Raw genomic sequence first — 16,888 nt, 5'->3', positions numbered from 1 at the left:
AAGCATGCGCACCACGCGAGGTCTAGGCCTTGCGTGCAAAACCGGGTAAGGCACGCCCGAACCCTCCTAGATCCACCAAGGCCGGGCCGCTGCAGGCCCCAGGCAAACGGGACGACTTCAACATGACTGCCAGCAAACGTATCGTACTCTCCAGTGATCACGCCGCCATCGCGCTGCGCCAGACCCTTGCCGAACATATCGCGGCCAAAGGCTGGGAGGTCACCGACCTTGGCCCGACCTCACCCGAAAGCACGCATTACCCGAAACATGGTGAAGCGGCGGCGCGTCATGTGGCGGCTGGCGACAGCGATGTCGGCATCGTGCTGTGCGGCACGGGTCAGGGCATCATGATGGCGGCCAACAAGGTCAAGGGGATCCGCTGCGGCGTCTGCGCGGATGCGTTTTCGGCCCGGATGATCCGCGAGCACAACAACGCCAACATGTTGTCGATCGGCGCGCGTGTGGTCGGCGAAGGGCTGGCACTTGAGATTGTGGATGCCTTCCTGGATGCCGAGTTCGAAGGCGGTCGCCACGCCACCCGTGTCGAGATGATCGACGCGCTGGAGGCCTGACGCCTGCTGTCGGGCGGCATGCCCGGCTCAGTCAGCTGAACAACCGAACAAGAAAAAAGGCTCCCGAAGTGATCTTCGGGAGCCTTTGTCATGTCAGGGATGCGGACGGAGCCTTTCACTCCCAGCAGCTGACCAGCGTGGTGAGGCCTGTGGCCTCTCGCTGAAGCAACGACAGGGGCAGCTCGCCGGTGGCCGCAGCTTCGGTCGCGGGCAGGCCAACACCGGCCTTGTCCAATGCCATGCGGATCACTTCGCCTTTCAGCGCGAAACGCACACCCTCTGGCAGCACCGGACCATCTGAGGCTTCCGGCAGCAACATGCCATGCACGGTGCCTTCCTTGTCCAGAAGGGGGCCGCCTGCATCGCCGGGCTGAGCGGTCAGCTCCAGACGGGCCAGATAGCTTTCGCCCTGCAGCCCCTGAAGGTCGCTCAGCGATCCCCAGGTGAGGCTTGGAGCACCAAGCACGCCGCCGTAGGAGTAGCCCGAAACCGCCAGCGCGCTGCGCAGACGGGGTGTGTTTGCCGCAAGCGGTGCGGTGGCCATCGGGGACAGTGCCTCTGTTGGCTTCAGCACGGCAATGCCGGCCTCGCCATCGGCCAGCAGCACATCTGCACTGACGTCACGGTCAATGGTCACACGACCGCAGCCGTTGACCACATCTGCCGTGGTCACGACAACACCATCTCCGGTCACGAAGAAGCCGCTGTGCGACAGGCGCGGTTTGCGGATTTCCAGACCAGAGACCAGGTCGATGGACTGCGCGTCCTCCATGCCCTCTGCCGGGTCAAGCACGCCGTCGAGCCGGGTAAAGCTTTGTTGCATGGCGGAGAGGATACGCCCGCGACGGGCCTCGTCATCAGCCGGCCAGACAAGGGTAAAGCCCTTGATCTCGCCATTGTCCAATCGCGCCTCGGTGTAGGAGACGATCTCACTGTTGCGCCCCTCAAGCGAGAAGCGGTCACCGGAGCGCTCGCGCGGCCCTTCCAGCGGCACGATTTCCAGTGTCTGCATGATGTCATACAGACCATAAAGCGTGCGACGGTCGCCGGGTTGCGAAATCAGCAGGACCCGGGCGCCAAGGTCCCCGGCGGGGTCAAAATGCGCGAAGGGCGGTTCGTAGCGGCTGAAGGCGACCTCGTTCAACGGCAGATCCAGCGTGATGCCTGCTGCTTCGTCGGTATATGACGCCATGCCAGTGGAAATCAGCGGTGCGTTGTATTCGTCCATCAACGCCTTGCGCTGCAGAGTGGTCAGGACGCCGGTGGGTTCAAAACCGCGCGCCAGCTGCCAGTCGGACATCGAGGCACGGGTGCCGCGCCCGAATGCGCCGTCAATGCCGGAGGCATAGAACCCTGCGGCCTTCAATGCGACCTGAAGGTCCATGCGCTCTTCACGCGACAGGGCGCGTTCGCTGCGGCGGGCCTCGGCCGGTGTTTCATCTGCAACAGCGATTTCCGGCTCCGGGGCCAGCGGGGGCTCTGTCACCGTGTCGTCGTCAGATGTCGACGAAATGACTGGCGCAGTGGAGGGTGCGTCGGTCTCGGCGCCAACCGGATAGAAACGCGTGCGGAAGTTGCTGGAGAAGGTGATGAAGCTGTCACGCGGGATTTGCCCTTCGGCGCGGTAGACACGCAGCACCTGTTCGGCGTCGGGACGGGCATAGGGGCCGACCACGATGCCGTACCAGCCGCCGCCCAGGGCATAGCCGGAGACGTCCGGCAGGCGGGCGGCAAAGTCGCGGGCCTCGTCCTGCGCCTCGCGAAGTGAGGGACGGGCCGCCACCTGGATCCAGACGCCACCCGCGTCGGATTGCTGTGCCTGCACGAGGCCCGGAAGCGCCGCGAGGCAGACGGTCAATGCCCACAAAAGCGAGGCAAATAGGTTCTTCATTGTTTAACCTCTGTACGAAGAGACGGAATTAGTTCGCGGCGCAGGTAACCATCTTGCGCCCGAAAAGGAAACGGCGAGAAACCGCACATATGCAGGTAAAGTGCGTTTGTTTCTCATCTTCGACACATCAGGACGAATTTTCCCCCTGCCGTGAGGCTTCGGGTGGCCTGCTGCGCACGGGGCCGTTGACCCCGCCGGGGGGCTTGCATAGGAAGACGGTCGAACATTGCACCGTCTGTGCTGGCCCTGCGTGGCTTGATGGAGGCGGGCGCGCCGATGCCGCCGAAGGGAAAAGACATGACCCAGACCACCGCCCCGCGTTCGTTTCAGGAGATCATCCTGCGTCTGCAGACCTATTGGGCCTCCAAGGGCTGCGCCATCCTGCAGCCCTATGACATGGAAGTCGGCGCGGGCACCTTCCATCCGGCGACCACCCTGCGGTCACTGGGCAGCAAGCCCTGGGCGGCGGCCTATGTGCAGCCCTCGCGCCGCCCCACCGACGGGCGCTATGGCGAGAACCCGAACCGTTTGCAGCATTACTACCAGTATCAGGTGCTGATCAAACCCAGCCCGCCGGAGCTGCAGGAGTTGTACCTCGGCTCACTGCAGGCGATCGGCGTCGACATGGACTTGCACGACATTCGCTTTGTCGAGGATGATTGGGAAAGCCCTACTCTGGGCGCCTGGGGGCTGGGCTGGGAGGTCTGGTGCGACGGTATGGAAGTCAGCCAGTTCACCTATTTCCAGCAGGTTGGCGGCCATGACTGTCACCCGGTATCGGGCGAGCTGACCTATGGTCTGGAGCGTCTGGCGATGTATATCCTTGGCGTCGATCACGTGATGGACATGCCGTTCAACGATCCGCAGTCACCGCAGCCGTTGAGCTATGGTGACATCTTCAAGCAGACCGAGGAAGAATACGCCCGCTGGAACTTCGACGTGGCCAACACCGAGGTTCTGCTGCGTCACTTCGAGGAGGCCGAGGCCGAATGCGCCTCTATCCTGTCGCAGGAGCATATCGATCCGAAGACCGGCAAACGCATCATCATGGCGCATCCCGCCTATGACCAATGCATCAAGGCCAGCCATATCTTCAACCTGCTGGATGCGCGCGGTGTGATCTCCGTCACCGAACGTCAGGCCTATATCGGCCGCGTGCGCACATTGGCCAAGCAATGCGCCGATGCCTTTGTGCTGACCGAAGCGGGTGGGTTCACCAACGAGAGCGCGGCCTGAATGGCCCGGGGGAAAAGCTGATATGACTGGCAAGATCTTGTCACTCACTCTCGTTGTCTCCGGCCTCGCGGCGGGGATCGCGATGTATTACCTGCAGGTCTACGGCTACTATGATGATGTGGCCGCGCGACCAGGCGAGGACGTGCTGCTGCTGCCGATCGGCGGCGAGACGCCCGAGCCCATTGCCTATGGGGATTTCGAGGCGATCGATGCGGACAGCTCTCCGATCCGCTACCGGGCCTGCTTCACCACGCCGCTGAAACCGGCAGAGGTGGCGCAGCTCTACGAGATCTCCGAGGCGCGCGATCCGCGCAACGCCCCCGGCTGGTTCGACTGTTTCGACGCCACTGCCATCGGCCAGGCGCTGCGCGACGGGCGGGCGACGGCGTTTATCTCTGAAAAGAACATCGAATTCGGCGTCGACCGGGTTGTGGCCATCACTGAAGATGGCCGGGGCTATGTCTGGCACGAACTGAACAACTGTGGCGAGAAGGCTTATGACGGCACCATCGTGGGCGAGGAATGCCCCAAGCGGCCGTAAACCGACCGATGGGCGCAGCCGCGCCCGTCGCCACATCTTTTTTCGCCGTGAACGCACGGCAGATCCGAACCGTTGAGGACACGTAATGGCTGATCTTCTGATCGAACTTTTCTCTGAGGAAATCCCGGCCCGCATGCAGGCGCGCGCGGGTGAAGACCTGAAGAAACGGATGACCGACGGTCTGGTCGAGGCGGGTCTGACCTATGCGGGTGCCCATGCGCTGACCACGCCGCGCCGCCTGACGCTGGCGATCGAGGATCTGCTGGAGCATTCCCCCACCGTGCGCGAAGAGCGCAAGGGCCCCAAGGTGGGCGCGCCCGACAAGGCCATCGAGGGCTTCTTGCGGGGCGCAGGCGTGAGCCGCGATCAGCTGGAAGAGCGCGACACCCCCAAGGGCGCGGTTTATTTCGCGACCATCGAAAAACCGGGACGCCCTGCGGCGGAGATCATTGCCGAGGTGCTGGAAGACACCATTCGCAACTTCCCCTGGCCCAAGTCCATGCGCTGGGGGGCGGGGTCCTTGCGCTGGGTGCGTCCGCTGCATTCGATCCTCTGCCTGCTGTCGCGCGAAGACGGCAGCGAGGTGGTGGTGCTGGACATCGACGGTATCAAGTCGGGCGACAGCACGGCCGGGCATCGTTTTATGGCTCCGGCGCGATTCTCCGTCACCGGATTTGAGGACTACGCTGCCAAGCTGAAACGCTCCTTTGTGGAACTGGACCCCAAGGAGCGCGAGGCGGCGATCTGGCAGGATGCCACCAATCAGGCCTTTGCCTCCGGCCTTGAAGTCGTGGACGACAAAGGCCTTCTGACAGAGGTTGCCGGTCTGGTGGAATGGCCGGTGGTCCTGATGGGGTCTATTGACGCGGAATTCCTCGACCTGCCGCCGGAGGTGCTGCAGACCTCGATGAAGGAACACCAGAAGTTTTTCTCGGTGAAGAACCCCAAGACAGGCCGGATCGAGAAGTTCATCACAGTAGCCAACCGCGAGACGGCGGATGATGGCGCGACCATTCTGGCGGGCAACCAAAAGGTGCTGAGCGCCCGTCTGGCGGATGCGAAGTTCTTTTGGGAAAACGATCTGCGCATCGCGAAATCCGAGGTCGGCATGGAAGGCTGGCTGGAGAGCCTTGGCAATGTGACGTTCCACAACAAGCTCGGCACCCAGGCCGCGCGGATCGACCGGATCGCGGCGCTGGCGCGCGAAATCGCCCCTGTTGTGGGCGCGGATGCGGATCTGGCGGAACAGGCGGCGAAGGTCGCCAAGGCGGACCTGTCCTCCGAGATGGTCTATGAGTTCCCCGAGCTGCAAGGGTTGATGGGGCGCTACTACGCGGAGGCCGCAGGGCTGCCGCAAGAGGTCGCCAATGCCTGCCAGCAGCATTATTCGCCGCTGGGCCCCAGCGATGAGGTGCCGACAGAGCCGGTATCGGTGGCCGTGGCGCTGGCCGACAAGATCGACACGCTGACCGGGTTCTGGGCGATTGACGAAAAGCCCACCGGGTCCAAAGACCCTTATGCGCTGCGCCGTGCCGCGCTGGGTGTGATCCGGTTGGTGCTGGAGAATGACGTGCGGGTTAGTTTGAAAGAGGTTTTCGCAAATGCCTATGAGGGCGCGGACGCTGAAAATCTCCTCTCCTTCTTCCACGACCGCCTAAAGGTCTTCCTGCGCGATCAGGGTATTCGTCACGATGTGATCGACGCCTGTATTGCGATGGAGGGCAATGACGACTTGACGCTGCTGGTGAAACGCGCACGCGCGTTGGAGGCGTTCATGTCGTCGGAGGATGGCGAGAACCTGCTGCAGGGGTTCAAGCGCGCCAACAACATCCTGTCTCAGGCCGAGGAAAAAGACGGGGTCGAATATTCCTACGGGGCCGACAAGAAATTCATCGAGGACCCTGAGGAGGCAGCCCTGTTTGATGCGCTTGCAGCGGGCGAGGGGGCGATCTCCTCGGCCATCGAGGCCGAGGATTTCGCGGCCGCCATGGGCGGCATGGCCGCACTGCGCGCGCCGGTGGATGCATTTTTCGAGGCGGTGCAGGTGAACTCCGACAATTCCGTGGTGCGCCGCAACCGGCTGAACCTGTTGAGCCAGATCCGCAAGGTCTGCGGCCAGGTCGCTGACCTCAGCCGTATCGAAGGCTGACACCCGTCCGCCATGCGCTGAACCCGCGGCCCTCGCCCAATCCGGCGGGGGCCTTTTTGTTGCAGCTGCGGCATGGTTCCCCTTGCAGGGGCGTTTGCCATCATTATGCTCGACCCTACGGAGGATTGCTGCATTGCAGAAACAGACAGGGGACGCGCGCATGGACGATATCTCGAAGGCCACGCTGATCACGTCCACGGCGCCGATTGCCAACCATAGTCACGGTGGGCGGGCGAAATGCCTGCAGCGGCTGGTGCGGCTGAAGCTGCCGGTGCCGCAGACCGTGGCGCTGTCGTTTGATGCGGTGCATGCGATCGCCGAAGGGTATATGGTCGACGTCAAGGCGATCCTGTCGGAACTGCGCCCGGATGCGCTGTTGTGCGTGCGGCCCTCCTCGGAAGATCCGGATTGGGGTGGCCCCGGCGCGGTACTGAACATCGGTATGAATGACGCGCGCTACGTGGATCTGAGCGACACGCTGGGCGCGGATGCGGCGGCGGCGCTCTATCTGCGGTTTGTGCAATCCTATGCGGTGCATGTGGCGCGGCTTGACCCGGATGTGTTCGAGGATGTCGAGGACGGCGGCCCCGATGCGCTGAGCGAGATGCTGCAGGCCTATGAGGCCGAGGCCGAAGAGCCGTTTCCGCAGGATCCGGGCGAGCAGCTGGCGGCGGTTTTGCGGACCATGGCGCGGGCCTGGGAAGGCACCTCGGCGCGTCTGTTGCGGGCAGCCAAGGGCGCGCCGGAGGATGCGGGCCTTGGTCTCGTGGTGCAGGAGATGGTGCCGGGGCTTGGGCAGGGGGAGTGCGGCTCGGGCGTGCTTCAGCTGGTGAACTCGCAGACCGGCTTGCCGCAGATCACCGGGCGTTACCTGAGCCAGAGCCAGGGACGCGATGCGCTGGGCAGCGATGCGGAGTCGATCTATCTGGAGCAGGATGATCGCGGCCCGTCACTGGAAGAACTCGCCCCCGAAGCCTTTGCCGAGCTGAAGGTGCACGCGGCCCTGATGCGCGAGAGGCTGCGTGCCGAAATGCAGGTGGAATTCGTCATTGAAAACGGGCGCGTGCATATCCTCGACGGGATGCGGGTGACACGGTCTGCGCGGGCAGCTGTGCGGATCGCGGTGCGCCTGGCCGAGGACGGGATTATCTCGGCTGAAGAAGCGGTGATGCGGGTGAATGCGCATTCCCTCAATGAGCTTTTGCACCGACAGGTGGATCCCGACGCCAAGCGCGATGTGATCGGCAGCGGGATCGCCGCCAGCCCCGGTGCGGCGACCGGGCGGCTGGTGTTCACGGCGGCAGAGGCGCAGGCCAGCAAGTCGCGCGGTGAACCCTGCATTCTGGCGCGGCGCGAGACCTCGCCCGAGGATGTGCGCGGCATGCATGCGGCGGCGGGGGTGCTCACTGAAAAAGGCGGAATGACCAGCCATGCGGCGGTGATCGGGCGCGGGCTTGGTCTGCCCTGCATCGTGGGCGCGTCCAGTCTGCGGTTTGACAGCCGTCGCAAGCAGTTGACCGCACCGGATGGGCGCATCTTCAAGGCGGGCGAGACGATAACGGTCGACGGAACCTCCGGCCAGCTGCTGGTGGGAGAGCCTGCGATGACCGAGGCGGCAGAAGACGATGCTTTGCTGACGCTGATGGGCTGGGCGGATGCGGCGCGCGATATCGATATCCGTGCCAATGCCGATACGCCCGCAGATGCCCAGACCGCGCGCAACTTCAACGCGCAGGGGATCGGGTTGTGCCGCACGGAGCATATGTTCTTTGATCCCGGTCGCCTGACGGTGATGCGGGAGATGATCTTTGCCGAAACCTCCTCGGGGCGGGCGGCAGTGCTGGCGCGTCTTCTGCCGATGCAGCGCAATGATTTCCGCGAGCTGTTTCGCATCATGGAGGGGCTGCCGGTTTGCATTCGTCTGTTCGACCCGCCCCTGCACGAGTTCCTGCCCACCACAACCGCCGGTCAGCGCGAGCTCTCCGAGGCGCTGGGCCTGCCGGTCAGCGATGTGACGCGCCGGGTGGAGGAGATGGGCGAATACAACCCGATGCTGGGTCTGCGCGGCGTACGCCTTGGGGTCACGGTGCCCGAGATCTATGACATGCAAGCGCGGGCGATTTTCGAGGCCACGTTGGACGCATCGCACGACGGCGACCCGGTGGTGCCGGAGATCATGATCCCGCTGGTGTCGGCCAAACGCGAAGTGGAGCTGGTCAAGACCCGCATTGATGCAGTGGCCGCTGCGGTGAAATCTGAGCGTGGCGTCGATTTCACCTATCGCCTCGGGGTGATGGTCGAGACACCGAGGGCCGCGTTGCGGGCCGATGAGATCGCGGTGCACACCGCCTTCATGAGCTTCGGCACCAATGACCTCACTCAAATGACCTATGGTCTGTCTCGCGACGATGCGGGGCGGTTCATGTCGGATTATGTGCAGCAGGGCGTGTTCCCCGAGGATCCGTTCCATGTGCTGGATGTGGATGGTGTCGGCGAGTTGCTGCAGCTGGGCGCACAGCGCGGGAGGTCGGCGAAGCCTGACATCACGCTGTCGATCTGTGGTGAACACGGTGGTAACCCCGAATCGATTGCGTTTTGCCGCGCCGCGGGGTTCGACTACGTCTCCTGCTCGCCGTTCCGTGTCCCTGTCGCACGTCTGGCTGCAGCGCAGTTGGCGATCGCGGACAAGACAGGCCAAAATGTGCCTACATACTTAAAAAGGTAATGAATTCAGGACCATCCTATTGCGCCCTCCGCATCGGCGTTGTGCTCTAAGCCTTCGAGCATAGCAGCTATACGTCCGGTCGGCTGGACGTTTTGAAGCATTTCCGTTACCCGGTGCCGTCGCTGGCGGTCGGAATGCCGCCGCGTGCAGTTGGACCGGGGGTACCCTGAATGAAACGGAATCTGATGTGGGCCGCAGTGATCGCGGCAACACTTGGCGGTAGCATGGCCTCTGCAGACATGGGGCTGGATGCGCTTTTCAAACAGGAGCAGTCGACGCTTCAGGCCGCGCCGAAGGAACGCATGTTGCGCTTTCTCGGGGGCAAGCGCCAGACGCGCACCAAGAATGTCACCAAGGTTCAGTACACGCGTGCCTTCCTTGATACGCGCCCGGAGGCGACCGGCGGCAGTGAATTTGCCTGCCTTGCGGAAGCGCTTTACTTCGAGGCCCGGGGCGAGACCGTGCAAGGTCAATTCGCCGTGGCCGAGGTGATCCTGAACCGGGTGAAAAGCGCGCAGTTCCCGAATACCATCTGCGGTGTGATCAACCAGGGCACGGGGCGCAAGTACCAGTGCCAGTTCACCTACACCTGCGACGGTATCAAAGAGGTCATCGCCGAGCCGCGTGCGTTTGAGCGTGTGGCCAAGGTGGCGCGCCTGATGCTGGACGGTGTGAAGCCAAAGCTGACCGAAGGCGCCACCTACTACCACACCACGGCAGTGAAACCGCGCTGGTCACGCAGCTTCACCAAGACCGCGCGTATCGGCGTGCATCTTTTCTACCGCGACGAGCGTTACCGCACCGCATCGAACTAAGACCCCGCATTTTGCGTGCCAGTGTTGGAAAAGCGCCGCTTTCCGTCTCTGGCACGGCGGGTCTGGGCCTGTTATCTGCTTTGAACGGACATAAACCTGTGACTCCTGACACAGTCGCCCGTTACGTTCAAAGCCAGACAAAGGCCACGCCATGAGTTCCGATATACATCTCGCCTTCGCGCATCCATCCGAGCGATCTGCCGCGACTGCGCGCCCCGGTCCGTTGGACCGGATCTCTTTGCGTGACCATATCGTCGAGGTGGAGATCGGCGCATTCCAGCAGGAACGCGGCACCACCCAGCGGGTGTGTTTCAACGTGGTGGTGGAGATCGCGCCATTGCCGGCGGATCTGGACGACGACGTGGACCGGATCCTGTCTTATGACAAGGTGACCGAGGCGATCGCCCATGAGCTGGCGCGGGAACGTCTGGCGCTGCTTGAAACCCTGGCCGAACGGGTGGCCGAGCGCATCCTGTGGGAGCCGCAGGCCGTGCGTGCCTTCGTGCGTATCGAAAAGCTGGATCGCGGACCCGGGGCGTTGGGTGTCGAGGTGGTGCGGTCCTCGGATCAGGTGACCCATGAGGGTGAGGAGGATGTGAAACCACATCCCCGGCTGATGTTCCTGTCCAATGCGGCGATCAACAGCGCTCATCTGACCGATTGGATTGACCAGATGGAGTGCCGCGAGCGCCCGCTGATCCTTTGCGTGGGCGCACACGAACTTGCCGTGCCGCAGACCGGGCACAAATGGACCCAGCGTCGCATTGATCTGCTGGCGATCGAGCAGAATGCATGGCGTCTGGCGGCAAAGGATCCCCGTTGCGTCGTGGTCGAGACCCGCACCGAGTTGGACTGGGCAATGAAGAACGAGCAGATCTGTGTCTGGGCGCCGTCCAAGATCGTGCTTGATGCGGTCGAAGGACCGAGCGAGCCGCCGTCGAATGCGGTTGCACTTGCGGCCTGGTTCGCTTCTACTTTTGAAGCTGAAGAAATGATCGTGATTGGCGCCGAACTGCCGGACAACCCCGGTGTTCCCCTGCGCGCCCATGCTGAGGAGCACAAGACCCTGTGAGTTATTACCGTCCTTTGGTTCGTCATGGTGATGCGCGTCCTGAGGGCGCCATTCACCTCGCCGGTAGCGCGCTATGGTTTACCGAGGTCGAAGTTCTGGATCGCAGTGCCCCGCCGCGCATCGTGCCGGCGGGATTGCTGCCGGAAGAGATCCGGCTCCGCCTGATGAGCCGTCGTGCCACAATCGCCGGCTTGGATATGACCCAGCCGCAGATCATGGGCATTCTGAACGTCACACCCGACAGTTTCTCCGATGGTGGCAAGCATGACGAGCTGTCAGCGGCCCGCGATGCGGCGCTGCAGATGGTGGCTGATGGTGCCTCGATCATCGACATCGGCGGTGAAAGCACCCGCCCCGGCGCGATCGAAGTTGAGGAAATGGAAGAGATCACCCGCACCGCGCCGGTGATCGCCGCCCTGCGCGACGCCAGCGCCGTGCCGATCTCGATCGACACCCGCAAGGCCACAGTGGCAATGGAGGCGCTGGAAGCGGGCGCTTCGCTGGTCAATGATGTCTCAGGCTTCACCTTCGATGCGGCCTTGGCCCCCCTGGCGGCACAGGCCGGCGTACCGGTCTGTGTGATGCATGCGCAGGGCGACCCGCAAACGATGCAGAAAGATCCGCACTACGACAATGTGGTGCTGGACGTCTATGACTTCCTGTCCGCGCAGGTGGATCAGCTGGAGGCCATCGGCGTGCTGCGCGAGCAGATCGTGATCGACCCGGGCATCGGCTTTGGTAAGAGCGAGGCGCATAATCTGGCGCTGCTGCGCAATCTCAGTGTCTTTCACGGCATAGGCTGTCCGATCCTGCTGGGCGTTTCTCGCAAGGGTTTCATCGGAACCATCGGCAAAGCACCGCAGGCCGAGGCCCGCGCTCCGGGTTCCATCGCGGTGGGTCTTGCGGGCGTTGCCCAAGGCGTGCAATTGCTAAGGGTGCATGATGTTGCCGAAACCGCCCAAGCGTTGCGCCTGTGGCAGGCGACACGATAACAGACTTTGGCGGCTGTCGGCGTGTCTAGCCCGGCAGCGCACCGGGCATAGGAGCGGCAGAAATGCGCAAACTCTTTGGAACCGACGGTGTGCGGGGCCAGGCCAACCTGCACCCCATGACTGCGGACATGGCGCTGCGTATTGGCGCAGCGGTGGGTCGGTATTTCCGCCGCGAGACCGAAACGGTCCATCGTGTGGTAATCGGCAAAGACACGCGATTGTCGGGCTATATGTTCGAGAATGCGTTGACGGCGGGGCTGACCTCCACCGGGATGAACGTGCTGCTGCTCGGTCCCGTGCCGACACCGGCGGTCGGTTTGATGACGCGTTCAATGCGCGCGGACCTTGGCGTGATGATCTCCGCCAGCCACAACCCGGCAGAAGACAATGGCATCAAGTTCTTCGGTCCTGATGGCTACAAGCTTTCAGATGAAGTGGAACTTGAGCTGGAGGCGCTGATTGAGAGCGGGGTCGAACTTGCCCAAGCCCATAACATCGGCCGCGCCAAGCGGATTGATGATGCGCGGTTTCGCTATGGCGAACGAATCAAGAGCTCTTTGCCACGCGACATGCGTCTCGACGGTCTGCGTGTCGTGATCGATTGCGCCAATGGCGCGGCGCACCGGACGGCGCCGGAGATCCTGTGGGAGCTGGGTGCAGATGTGATCCCGGTCGGCGTCTCTCCCGACGGCAAGAATATCAACCGAGGCTGTGGCTCGACACAGCCTGGCGTTGCTGCAGAAACCGTTGTGGCGCATGGCGCGCATGTGGGGATTTGCCTGGACGGGGATGCGGATCGGGTGATCCTCATCGATGAGACCGGCACCGTGGCGGATGGCGACCAGCTGATGGCGTTGCTGGCCTCGGCCTGGGCGGCGGACGGGCGTCTGACGGGCGGGGCGCTGGTTGCGACGGTGATGTCGAACCTCGGCCTGGAGCGGTTCCTGCAGGATCGCGGTATTGGTCTTGAACGCACAGGCGTCGGGGACCGCTATGTGGTCGAGCGCATGCGGCAGGGTGGTTTCAACCTCGGCGGCGAGCAGTCGGGTCACATCGTGATGAGCGACTATGCCACCACCGGGGATGGTTTGATGGCGGGGTTGCACTTCCTGGCCGAGATGGTGCGGAGTGGTCAGAAAGCGTCCGAACTGGCGCGTCAATTCGAGCCGGTGCCGCAGTTGCTGAAGAATGTGCGGTTCGAGGCCGGACAAGTTCCTTTGGAAGCCGGGTCTGTTCAGGACGCGATCACCCGTGCGGAAGGACAGCTGAACGGGCAGGGGCGCTTGCTGATCCGCAAGTCCGGGACCGAACCGCTGATCCGGGTGATGGCAGAGAGCGAAGACCCCGAGTTGTTGAACCGGACCGTCAGCGATGTGGTTTCTGCGGTAGAAGCGGCAACAGCCTGATCCGTTTCTGTTTCCGCCCGGTTTGTCCGGGCGGACCCGCGCGCCGGGCCTATGGCCCGGCGCGCGGTAGGGGGCGCTGCCCCCTCGGGCGGAAGCCCTCACCCCCGAGATATTTGTGAAAAGATGAAGCGCAGGCGGAGGCGCCGTGCGTCAGCGCAGCGCCGTGCCAAACTGGATTGCCTGCATATGTGACTCAGACAAGATCGGCGAGCGCTTCGGCTATTGCCGTGCTGCCGCGGGACGGGACAGACCGAACAGCCTCTTGAGGGCGCCGAATTGGCTGAGCGCCACACCAGAGAGGATCAGCGCCAGCGCCCAGATCAGCGTTCCGGGCAGCGGTTCGCCGAGGATCAGCGCGCCAAAAAACACCGCGCAGACCGGTACCAGGTAGTTGGTGAGGCTCATGAAAGTCGGGCCGGCGCCGCGGATCAACAGCACACGCAGCAGGTTTGCCCCCGCCGTCGGGATCAGTCCGAGGATCGCGAGCCACATCCAGGTCTCTTGCGAGATGGCGGGCGGCGGGCCCTCGACAAGCCAGGCCGCAGGGATGATCCCCACCGCGCCGATCAGCAGCAGCACCGATGCCAGTCCCACCGGGTCCACTTCCGGCAGGCGGCGCACCGATATTGAGGAAACCGAGTAGCAGGCCGCTGCCCCGAGGCAGGCCAGACGTCCGGCCCATTCCAGATCGGTGCCGATGCTCTCGAAGGCCTGGCCGCCGATCAGCAGCGCCACGCCGAAAAAGCCGATCACCACGCCGATGAGGCGACGCAGAGTCAGCGGCTCGGAGGCGAAGAAATGCGCCAGCGGCAGCACCATCAGCGGGATTGCCGACATGCTGACCCCGGCAAAGCCCGAGGTTACATGCTGCAGCCCCCAGCTGATCAGAATGAAGGGCAGGGTGGAGCTGAGGATGCCGACCATCACCACAACGGGCCAGTTGCTTGCGCCGGTAAATAGGCGAAAGCCGCGCAGCCCCCAGACCGCCGTCAACAGAACCGCCGCAAAGCCGATGCGCCCGGCGGCAAGCCAGAACGGGGTGATGCCCTGCAACGCCAGTTCCACCACCATGAAAGTGGCGCCCCAGGTCAGGCCGAGGGCTGCGACCATGGCCCAGTAACGGGGTGCAATTTCGGGCATGACAGCTTCCTTCTGATCGGTAATGGCGCGTGCTGAAGCAGGCGCTGACAGTTGCGCTCCGTCGGGCTGGCGCGATCCGTTCGCTGCGGATGTGATACAGCTGGCCGGACAGCAATAAGGCGCCCCGGTGGTCCGGAGCGCCTTTCCAAGGTCCGGGCTGCGGCCGTGACAGCCGCAGGCGGGAAGCTTAGTTCTTGGACTTGTCGACCATCTTGCCAGCAGAGATCCAAGGCATCATTTCACGCAGCTTGGCGCCGGTGGCCTCGATCGCATGCTCGTCATTGGCACGGCGGGATGCTTTGATGGTCGGCTGACCCACGGCGTTCTCCAGCATGAAGTCGCGCACGAACTTGCCCTGCTGGATGTCGGCGAGGACTTCCTTCATGCGGGCTTTGGTCTCGTCGTACTTCAGGATGCGCGGGCCGGTGACGTACTGGCCATATTCTGCAGTGTTGGAGATCGAGTAATCCATGTTGGCGATGCCGCCTTCATAGATCAGGTCCACGATCAGCTTCACTTCGTGCAGACACTCGAAATAGGCCATTTCCGGCGCGTAGCCGGCCTCGACCAGGGTTTCAAAGCCGCAGCGGATCAGCTCGACCAGACCGCCGCAGAGAACGGCTTGCTCGCCGAACAGGTCGGTTTCGCATTCTTCGCGGAAGTTGGTTTCGATGATGCCCGAGCGACCACCACCGATGGCGGAGCAATAGGACAGCGCGGTTTCCAGCGCGGAGCCGGATGCGTCGTTGTGAACCGCCACGAGGCAGGGAACGCCGCCGCCTTTGGTGTATTCGCCGCGCACGGTGTGACCGGGGCCTTTGGGCGCCATCATGATGACGTCGACGCCTTCTTTCGGCTCGATCAGGCCGAAGTGCACGTTCAGACCGTGGGCAAATGCGATCGCCGCGCCGGGTTTGATGTTGTCGTGCACGTATTTCTTGTAGGTCTCGGCCTGCAGCTCGTCGGGCATGGTGAACATGATCACGTCACACCAGGCCGCGGCTTCGGCGATGCCCATCACGGTCAGGCCTTCGCCTTCGGCTTTCTTGGCGGAGGCGGAGCCTTCGCGCAGGGCCACGACGAGGTTCTTGGCACCGGAATCGCGCAGGTTCAGCGCATGGGCGTGACCTTGCGAGCCATAGCCCAGGATCGCCACTTTCTTTTCCTTGATGAGGTTCACGTCGCAGTCGCGATCATAATACACACGCATCGGATCTATCCTTCGTCGAGTTTCTGTCTGACTGCGATCATAGGTGGCGCAATGATAGATGCGAGGCAGCTATGCGCATGAAGTGAAGAAATTTCGCGATGGATATTCGCGTAGAGAGATAATAATGTGGTTTTCATGCTTGATGATCTCGACCGACGCATATTGCGCAACCTTCAGGGCGACCCCGGTCAATCGCTGCCGGATCTCGCCGACCGTCTGGGGCTCACGGCCTCACGCCTGTCGCGGCGGCTGGAGAAGCTGCGCGAGGGGGGCGTGCTGAAAGGGACCCGGGCCGTGATCGACTGGGCGGCGCTTGGGTATGCGGTGGAAGTCTCGTTGCGGGTGACGCTGGACAAGACCAACCCACGCGCCTTTGACGAATTCATCCCGGCAGCGCGCGAGATCCCGGAGGTGCTGGAGATCCAGACGTTCCTCGGTCAGGTAGATGTGCGCCTGAGTGTGATCGCACGGGACATGCCGCATTATCAGGCGATTTATCGCGACCGCATCCTACAGCTGCCCAATATCGCCGATATCGAGGCCTTGATGCATGTGGCGAAGATCAAGACCAGCATGGGGCTGCCGCTATGAACGCGCTGGATCAGATCGATCTCGCGCTGCTCCGGGCGCTGTCGCAGGACGCAGCCCAGACAGCCGGGGCCTTGGGGCGCGCTCTTGGCCTCAGTCAGCCGGCCACATGGCGGCGGATCAAACGGCTGGAGGCAGCGGGCATTCTGTCGCATCGGGTGCTGGATCTGGACACCGAAAAGCTGGGCTTTGGCGTCACCGTCTTCCTTGGTATCAAGCTGGCCACCAAGGGGCGCGTCAGCCTGGATGATTTCGAACGCGCGGTCTCTGCCATCCCCGAGGTGCAGACGGTGGAACATGTGCTCGGCCTATATGACTATCGCCTAAGGGTGGTGGCGCGTGACATCGCCGATTTTGAACGGGTGCTGCGCCGCCGGATCATGACGCTACCGGGCGTGGGCAACGTGGATGCCAATGTGCTCCTGTCCGAGGAACGGCGTCCCGGCCCGCTGGGCTAGCATCTTTCGGCTTTTGCATCAGATCCTGTAGCAACGCGGTGCTTGAGCCTGCGGGGCGGCTCTGCCATGACAATGGGCAACCGGCTGCGGTCT

General features: G+C 63.1%; 14 protein-coding genes. 11 read left to right on the top strand and 3 right to left on the bottom strand.

Annotated elements, in window-relative coordinates; all coding sequences use genetic code 11:
• Positions 1-122 precede the first annotated feature (122 nt).
• On the top strand, positions 123-572 hold the full coding sequence (gene rpiB, locus R1T40_RS10980; RefSeq protein WP_106162103.1) for a ribose 5-phosphate isomerase B: 450 nt from the start codon (positions 123-125) through the stop codon (positions 570-572).
• Between the two features lie 115 nt (positions 573-687).
• Here the strand turns inward: rpiB and R1T40_RS10975 are convergent, their stop codons facing one another.
• A complete protein-coding gene (locus R1T40_RS10975) occupies positions 688-2,463 on the bottom strand; it encodes a trypsin-like peptidase domain-containing protein (RefSeq protein ID WP_317384123.1) in 1,776 nt (591 codons plus the stop codon).
• A 297-nt stretch (positions 2,464-2,760) separates the two neighbouring features.
• On the opposite strand from R1T40_RS10975, the gene R1T40_RS10970 reads away from it, so the two are divergent.
• From R1T40_RS10970 to glmM, 8 genes are all read left to right on the top strand, one after another.
• A complete protein-coding gene (locus R1T40_RS10970; RefSeq protein ID WP_317384122.1) occupies positions 2,761-3,699 on the top strand; it encodes a glycine--tRNA ligase subunit alpha in 939 nt (312 codons plus the stop codon).
• 22 nt (positions 3,700-3,721) lie between these two features.
• A complete protein-coding gene (locus tag R1T40_RS10965) occupies positions 3,722-4,240 on the top strand; it encodes a DUF6446 family protein (RefSeq protein ID WP_317384121.1) in 519 nt (172 codons plus the stop codon).
• An 85-nt stretch (positions 4,241-4,325) separates the two neighbouring features.
• Positions 4,326-6,389 carry a glycine--tRNA ligase subunit beta gene (gene glyS, locus R1T40_RS10960; protein WP_317384120.1) on the top strand — a complete coding sequence of 688 codons (2,064 nt, stop codon included), beginning with the start codon at positions 4,326-4,328 and terminating at the stop codon, positions 6,387-6,389.
• 160 nt (positions 6,390-6,549) lie between these two features.
• The gene (locus R1T40_RS10955; RefSeq protein WP_317384119.1) at positions 6,550-9,114 is read left to right on the top strand and encodes a putative PEP-binding protein; all 2,565 of its coding nucleotides are present in this window, start codon (positions 6,550-6,552) and stop codon (positions 9,112-9,114) included.
• A gap of 170 nt (positions 9,115-9,284) precedes the next feature.
• Complete coding sequence (locus R1T40_RS10950; protein WP_243394914.1) at positions 9,285-9,929, top strand: cell wall hydrolase; 645 nt, start codon at positions 9,285-9,287, stop codon at positions 9,927-9,929.
• 151 nt (positions 9,930-10,080) lie between these two features.
• Positions 10,081-11,001 carry a dihydroneopterin aldolase gene (locus R1T40_RS10945; protein ID WP_317384118.1) on the top strand — a complete coding sequence of 307 codons (921 nt, stop codon included), beginning with the start codon at positions 10,081-10,083 and terminating at the stop codon, positions 10,999-11,001.
• On the top strand, positions 10,998-11,993 hold the full coding sequence (folP, locus tag R1T40_RS10940; protein WP_317384117.1) for a dihydropteroate synthase: 996 nt from the start codon (positions 10,998-11,000) through the stop codon (positions 11,991-11,993). Before R1T40_RS10945 ends, folP begins: the two co-directional genes overlap by 4 nt.
• 62 nt (positions 11,994-12,055) lie before the next feature.
• A complete protein-coding gene (glmM, locus tag R1T40_RS10935; RefSeq protein ID WP_317384116.1) occupies positions 12,056-13,399 on the top strand; it encodes a phosphoglucosamine mutase in 1,344 nt (447 codons plus the stop codon).
• 219 nt (positions 13,400-13,618) lie between these two features.
• Here glmM and R1T40_RS10930 read toward each other — a convergent pair whose 3' ends face one another.
• A complete protein-coding gene (locus tag R1T40_RS10930; protein ID WP_317384115.1) occupies positions 13,619-14,539 on the bottom strand; it encodes a DMT family transporter in 921 nt (306 codons plus the stop codon).
• Positions 14,540-14,726: 187 nt separating this feature from the next.
• On the bottom strand, positions 14,727-15,749 hold the full coding sequence (ilvC, locus tag R1T40_RS10925) for a ketol-acid reductoisomerase (RefSeq protein ID WP_317384114.1): 1,023 nt from the start codon (positions 15,747-15,749) through the stop codon (positions 14,727-14,729).
• Positions 15,750-15,884: 135 nt separating this feature from the next.
• Here ilvC and R1T40_RS10920 point away from each other — a divergent pair, with 135 nt between their 5' ends.
• Complete coding sequence (locus tag R1T40_RS10920) at positions 15,885-16,340, top strand: Lrp/AsnC family transcriptional regulator (protein ID WP_106162112.1); 456 nt, start codon at positions 15,885-15,887, stop codon at positions 16,338-16,340.
• Positions 16,337-16,795 (top strand): Lrp/AsnC family transcriptional regulator, encoded by a 459-nt coding sequence (locus tag R1T40_RS10915; protein ID WP_106162113.1) that lies wholly within the window; start codon positions 16,337-16,339, stop codon positions 16,793-16,795. Before R1T40_RS10920 ends, R1T40_RS10915 begins: the two co-directional genes overlap by 4 nt.
• The last annotated feature ends 93 nt before the right edge of the window (positions 16,796-16,888 follow it).

The organism is Tritonibacter scottomollicae, assembly GCF_032924845.1.
Taxonomy (GTDB): domain Bacteria; phylum Pseudomonadota; class Alphaproteobacteria; order Rhodobacterales; family Rhodobacteraceae; genus Epibacterium; species Epibacterium scottomollicae.
Note: the sequence above shows the minus strand (reverse complement) of the source record. Positions and strands in the feature narration are given on the sequence as shown.

Excerpts from the sequence above, each read along its gene's own strand:
- rpiB (WP_106162103.1), top strand. The coding sequence starts at position 123 with ATGACTGCCAGCAAACGTATCGTACTCTCCAGTGATCACGCCGCCATC.
- R1T40_RS10975 (WP_317384123.1), bottom strand. The coding sequence starts at position 2,463 with ATGAAGAACCTATTTGCCTCGCTTTTGTGGGCATTGACCGTCTGCCTC.
- R1T40_RS10970 (WP_317384122.1), top strand. The coding sequence starts at position 2,761 with ATGACCCAGACCACCGCCCCGCGTTCGTTTCAGGAGATCATCCTGCGT.
- R1T40_RS10965 (WP_317384121.1), top strand. The coding sequence starts at position 3,722 with ATGACTGGCAAGATCTTGTCACTCACTCTCGTTGTCTCCGGCCTCGCG.
- glyS (WP_317384120.1), top strand. The coding sequence starts at position 4,326 with ATGGCTGATCTTCTGATCGAACTTTTCTCTGAGGAAATCCCGGCCCGC.
- R1T40_RS10955 (WP_317384119.1), top strand. The coding sequence starts at position 6,550 with ATGGACGATATCTCGAAGGCCACGCTGATCACGTCCACGGCGCCGATT.
- R1T40_RS10950 (WP_243394914.1), top strand. The coding sequence starts at position 9,285 with ATGAAACGGAATCTGATGTGGGCCGCAGTGATCGCGGCAACACTTGGC.
- R1T40_RS10945 (WP_317384118.1), top strand. The coding sequence starts at position 10,081 with ATGAGTTCCGATATACATCTCGCCTTCGCGCATCCATCCGAGCGATCT.
- glmM (WP_317384116.1), top strand. The coding sequence starts at position 12,056 with ATGCGCAAACTCTTTGGAACCGACGGTGTGCGGGGCCAGGCCAACCTG.
- R1T40_RS10930 (WP_317384115.1), bottom strand. The coding sequence starts at position 14,539 with ATGCCCGAAATTGCACCCCGTTACTGGGCCATGGTCGCAGCCCTCGGC.
- ilvC (WP_317384114.1), bottom strand. The coding sequence starts at position 15,749 with ATGCGTGTGTATTATGATCGCGACTGCGACGTGAACCTCATCAAGGAA.
- R1T40_RS10920 (WP_106162112.1), top strand. The coding sequence starts at position 15,885 with ATGCTTGATGATCTCGACCGACGCATATTGCGCAACCTTCAGGGCGAC.
- R1T40_RS10915 (WP_106162113.1), top strand. The coding sequence starts at position 16,337 with ATGAACGCGCTGGATCAGATCGATCTCGCGCTGCTCCGGGCGCTGTCG.